The sequence below is a fragment of the Lutispora sp. genome, from assembly GCF_041687175.1.
GTDB lineage: Bacteria > Bacillota > Clostridia > Lutisporales > Lutisporaceae > Lutispora.
Genome location: NZ_JAWLCK010000149.1, coordinates 1 through 5,430 on the forward strand (window position 1 = coordinate 1; position 5,430 = coordinate 5,430).

Sequence of the window (5,430 nt, forward strand, 5' to 3'; positions counted from 1 at the left end):
TCCTGCAAAGACGGAGTTGTCAGAGAGAATAAGTATGGATATGAAAAAGAGAGGCTTTCAATTTCTGGGTCCTGTGATTATATACTCTCATATGCAGGCAACAGGTCTGGTCAACGATCATGTAGTGGATTGCTTCAGGTATGAGGAACTTTCCAGCGGATCCTATGAGATTAAGTAATAATCGTAAATATATTGAATAGGCTATGTTTTAATTGATAAAAAAGGTGGTTTTATTATGTATTATGGAGAAAAGGTAAAGCTGAGAGCCTATAAAAGAGAAGATATAAAATTAGCCTGTGAATACATGAATGATAGTGAACTTAAAAGATTGCTGGTGAATAAAATTCCATACCCCATGATTCTGGAGCAGGAAGAAAAGTGGTTCGAAAGTCTATTGGATCTAAAGGATTCATATAACTTTGCCATCGAAGATTTGGAAACAGGTAAGTATATCGGGGGATGCGGAATAAATAAAATAAATTGGCTCAACAGAAGTGTAATTATAGGCATATTTATAGGAGATAAGGATTATTGGGGAAGAGGATACGGAACAGATGCTGTTAAGGTTTTAGTGAAATTCATATTTGAGCAGATGAATATAAACAAGATAAAGCTCAATGTTTTTTCATTTAATAAAAGAGCCATAAGATGCTATGAAAAGTGCGGTTTTCAGGTGGAAGGGATATTCAAAGATGAACTTTTTAGAGATGGGCAATACTATGATGATTATGCCATGGCAATATTTTTTGAGGATTGGAAGAAAGCCAACAAGTAGAAAAAGGAGATGGGGTTAAGTGAAAATTGAAAAGATATCAAAAAGAGGGACATTGTTTACATTTCAAGAGGGAGATTCCCTCTTTTCTCAGGACACATGTGTATATATAATAGATACGGGAGATAAGCTTTTTCTTTGTGACACCCATGTGGGACCAAAATCTATGGCTGTTGTCAAAGATTATATAAATGCTGAAGGATTGGGAAATAAAGAAGTTATAGTATTCAATTCCCATGGTGATTGGGATCACATTTGGGGCAACTGTGCTTTTCCTGATTCAACCATCATAGCTCATGATAGTTGCAGAAGAAGAATTCTTGAAAATGGAGAAAAGGATCTTGAAAGATTCAAGGGGAAATATCATGATGGTTCCTTTGAATTGAAGTTGCCAAACTTGACCTTTGACAGCAGATTGAACTTTGAGGACTACGGCATTGAGTTTATCTATGCTCCAGGTCATACAGTTGATTCTGCCATTTGCTTCGATAGAGAAGATTCAGTTTTATTTGCTGGAGATTTGATTGAAGATCCTGAGCCATATTTGCAATACGAAAACTTAGAAGTATACATAAAATCACTGGAATATATAAAAAGTATAAAAGCTGAAACTGTTATAAGCGGTCATTCTGGAATAGTAGATGAGGATTTAATAAATGAGAATATTAGTTATATAAAAAAGCAGATGAAGTAGGAGGTTTATATGCATATTAAATCATTGAATAGATTGGACCCAACATTGGAAAAGGAAATGAAAGAAGTGTATTCACGCTGCAAGGAGCATGATAAGCTTAAAGGCAATTTATATCTTGACGGATCAGTAAATTTTGATCAGGAAATAAAATACCTGTTTTTGCTTTATGAAGAAAATAAATTGGTGAGCTTTCTGTTTATGTTTATACCTACCCGGGAAGAGGCTGAAATATCAGCCTATACATTGCCTGATTATAGAAGAAGAGGATACTTCAAAAGGTTGCTGTCAGAGGCAGTTGAGGAATTAAAAAAATATGATATAAAGGATGTATTGTTTGTTTGTGAAAATCAATCCTTATCCGGCAGAGAAAGCATTAGTAGTCTAGGTGTAGATTATGATTTTACAGAATACTATATGAAGTTTGATAAAACAACCAATGTCCTTGATAAGAGCAATGAATTCAAAACCAAATTTTATCTTCCTGATAGATCGGATATAAAAAGGCTGGCCTATGTCAGTGCCCAGGTCTTTGAAGAAAGTGTCGAAGATGAAGAAGAATTTATAACAAACTGCTTCAACTCAACAAACAGAAAAAACTATGCTACTGTTTTGGAAGACCAAATTATAGGCATTGGAAGCGGATACTTTGGATATGAAGAGGTTGCAATATATGGTTTAGGCATACTTCCAAAGTTTCAAGGCAAAGGATATGGAAGGGAATTGATTCTTCTTATAGTAAAATATCTGTTGGAAAATGGCCATGACAATATAACAATTGAAGTAGAGAGCAAAAATACACCTGCTTTCAATCTATATAAAAGCAGCGGATTCATAATAGAAACAGCATTTGATTATTACAGAAAGCCTGTTAATACATTTAATCTATAGGAGATGACATATGAGATGAAAGGTTTATTGGATATTTCACGAGTCAAATTGGGAAATATACCGTGTATATACGTAAAACCTATATTCGTTACAGAAGAAACACCAACTGTAATTTACTATCACGGTTGGGAATCAAACAAGGATAACAACCTGTTTCTGGGTAAAATACTGGCTTTTCATGGCTATAATGTAATTTTGCCTGATGCCATCCATCATGGAGAAAGAGGCAAGTTAGAAAGATACGGCGCACAAGAACTTCGCAAATATTTCTGGGAGGTTATATTAAATACGGTAAAAGAATATGAAGCATTGGTAAATGCCGCAGAGGATAAGCTTGGATTATCCATGCGCAGGATTGCTGTAATGGGAAGCTCCATGGGAGGGTTCATTGCCAGCGGAGTATTTGCATCAAATACTAAAACCAAATGTCTGATTAATATGAATGGAGCCAGTGCCTGGCAGAAGGCAGAAATAACCTTTAAAGCTATGGATTATGAAGGGAAAGGTATGGCAGATGAAGAGCAATTGGAGGAAATAATAAGTTATGATCCCTTGTCAAGGAAGGATACCTTATATCCCAGACCAATGCTTTTACTTCACGGAGATGCTGACACTTCAGTACCTATAGATATACAGAGATACTTTTATGATGAGATAAAGGAAGGGTATAAAGACAAGCCTGAAAGATTAAAATTTGTTATAGAACCTAGATTGAATCATTATAAGACAGTACGAATGATGGAAGAAACTATAGCATGGCTTGACAAGTATTTGTAACCAAAAGGGGAAAAACATAGTCTAAATAGATAACATACATGATTAGAAATGGAAGAAGATTCAGGGGTGATGATATGAAAAAAATATTTGAACTTGTGGGGTCTGTTTTATTGGCATTTGCTATTGCAATGTTTCTTAAGAGTAATGTATTTGCCATCCCTCAAGTAAGAATGAATTCCATGGAAAATACTCTTGTTCAAGGCGAAAGAGTATTGGAACTAAAATTCATTTATGGGTTTACTGAGCCTAAAAGAGGGGATGTAATAGTTTTAGACAGTGAAAAAGAAAGTCAGGGATTTGTATCTGATTATGTGAGTGAAGTAAAGGATACAATAAATATTCTTAGAGGAAAAGTATCAAGAAATCATTTAATAAAAAGAGTTATAGGCATACCCGGTGATGAAATAGTAATTGATGGTGGCAAGGTATATATTAATGGTGAATTGATCCAGGAGTCCTATGTAAAGGGAGGGACCTATGCGGAAGGAATTGAGTTTCCAATAAAGGTGCCCGAGGGCAAAGTATTCGTTTTGGGCGATAATAGAGAGGTGAGCTTAGACAGCAGACAGCTGGGCTTTATAGATTACAAGCAAATCGAGGGTAAAGCAGTAGCCAAAGTTTGGCCCCTGGATGAAATAAAAATAATCAAAAAGTGAGTTGAATGAAATGAAAAGAAAATTAGTAATACTGATGTTAGTTATACTCTCCATGTTGTTTTCCAGCTGCTCAGTTCAGGTTCCCCAAAGCGAGGTAGAAGCAGCTTCAAACATAGAAGTTAATTCACAAACTGTTGAAATAAATGAATGGTATAAGCTTGAGGATTACAATAAAGCTATAAACCTTTTGGACCAGCATTTTAAAAATGCTTTGCATGAAAAAACCATGGTCAACAAGAATAGTGAAATTCAAATAGTTAAGCTTGAAAGGCTGAACGAAAATTACTTTCTTGCAGCATACCAGACTTCACCGATTTCTCCCCTTACAAATTTGAATTACGCTCTTGTGGGCTTTCAGGAAAACAGTTGCAGAACAATAAATCTCGATACCACAGATTATATTTCCGATATAACTTATGAAAACGGAATTATCTCATTTCATTGTGAAGGGAATAATATAATAAATGCTTTTAGAGTTTTTCCTCACAAGATAAATTATGATATTGAAAAAAATACAACTTCGGTGGAACAGTTATATTACAGCTTGAATTCAGGCTCTCAGGTAAGATTAGGCAACGGCATCAATAAAGCAGGTTTTGGTGAAATAACAGAGAAAGAAAAAGAAATAACATTCAGTTTTGAAGTCACAAAAGAAACTGTGCTTGCAGGAGGTTATTTCTGCCCTGCTATAAAGGCTGGAGTAATATTTGATAGAGAAGACAAACCATTATTTTATCTTGATTTTGAAAATGTATTCTTATCAGATGAAACAGAGAAAGATATAATGAATCTGGCAAATGAGGAATATATATCAAATATAGAAATTAAGGAATTAATAGATATTGCTGATCAGCATCATACAGTTATATATTTTGAATTCAGAGATCTTTCATTTTATACTTGCAGCTTTAAACCTGAAGGAGAGACAGGATTTCAAAGTTTGATTCTTTCATTGAAATAATCCCTCTGCAGGATAACACATGATTAAATGAATCTGGCAATTGGGAATACTCATCATGGGGAAAGGATATGCTATGGATGTAAAAAGTGAATAAGGTCAATGAGGTGTAAATAATGAATTTGTGGAGAAAAAAAGTGTTAAAATGGCAGATCATCTCCGTGATTTGGATACTTATTATTGGTTCATTATTGCATTTTACGTATGAATGGTCCGGAGAATCACCTATAGTTGGAGCATTCAGTGCAGTAAACGAAAGCGTTTGGGAACACCTCAAATTAGGATATTGGTCCATGATATTCTTTTGCCTTATTGAATATCCTTTTTTGAAAGAGCACACAGGAAGCTACTTCTTTGCCAAAGCTGTTGGTATAATAAGCATGAATACTTTTATCGTAGCATTTTTCTATTTTTATGCTGCATTGACAGGGAAACACTCATTGTTTTTTGATATTTTATTATATATAATAGGAGCAGTCATATATGGAATACTAAGCTATACTATTATGATAAAAAACTATAGCAGAAAACTTGATAAAATTGGATTTGTTTTGCTTTTTGTATTCGGTATGCTATTAGTAGTATTCACTTATTATCCGCCACATTTGCCTTTATTCAAGGATCCTCAGAGCGGGAGCTATGGAATATAAACCACAAATTGACACCTAAATTTCAATTGCTGTTG

The 5,430-nt window shown here is 34.5% G+C and carries 8 protein-coding genes; all 8 read left to right on the plus strand.

From position 1 onward, the window contains the following. Nucleotides 1-178 (plus strand): DNA-3-methyladenine glycosylase I (locus ACESM9_RS13975; protein ID WP_372999979.1); only part of this gene is annotated, 178 nt, incomplete at its 5' end. Nucleotides 179-235: 57 nt separating this feature from the next. Beyond that, nucleotides 236-775, plus strand: coding sequence for a GNAT family N-acetyltransferase (locus ACESM9_RS13980; protein WP_372999960.1), 540 nt, complete (start codon nt 236-238; stop codon nt 773-775). A 19-nt stretch (nt 776-794) separates the two neighbouring features. Next, nucleotides 795-1,466, plus strand: a complete 672-nt coding sequence (locus tag ACESM9_RS13985) for an MBL fold metallo-hydrolase (protein WP_372999963.1) — start codon at nt 795-797, stop codon at nt 1,464-1,466. 9 nt (nt 1,467-1,475) lie between these two features. Then, nucleotides 1,476-2,354 (plus strand): GNAT family N-acetyltransferase, encoded by an 879-nt coding sequence (locus tag ACESM9_RS13990; RefSeq protein WP_372999966.1) that lies wholly within the window; start codon nt 1,476-1,478, stop codon nt 2,352-2,354. A gap of 15 nt (nt 2,355-2,369) precedes the next feature. Further along, nucleotides 2,370-3,131 carry an alpha/beta hydrolase family protein gene (locus ACESM9_RS13995; RefSeq protein WP_372999969.1) on the plus strand — a complete coding sequence of 254 codons (762 nt, stop codon included), beginning with the start codon at nt 2,370-2,372 and terminating at the stop codon, nt 3,129-3,131. Between the two features lie 74 nt (nt 3,132-3,205). Further along, on the plus strand, nt 3,206-3,787 hold the full coding sequence (lepB, locus tag ACESM9_RS14000) for a signal peptidase I (RefSeq protein ID WP_372999971.1): 582 nt from the start codon (nt 3,206-3,208) through the stop codon (nt 3,785-3,787). Between the two features lie 10 nt (nt 3,788-3,797). Continuing rightward, nucleotides 3,798-4,748, plus strand: coding sequence for a hypothetical protein (locus tag ACESM9_RS14005; protein ID WP_372999974.1), 951 nt, complete (start codon nt 3,798-3,800; stop codon nt 4,746-4,748). Nucleotides 4,749-4,861: 113 nt separating this feature from the next. Next, the gene (locus ACESM9_RS14010) at nt 4,862-5,395 is read left to right on the plus strand and encodes a DUF6512 family protein (RefSeq protein ID WP_372999976.1); all 534 of its coding nucleotides are present in this window, start codon (nt 4,862-4,864) and stop codon (nt 5,393-5,395) included. Nucleotides 5,396-5,430: the final 35 nt, after the last annotated feature.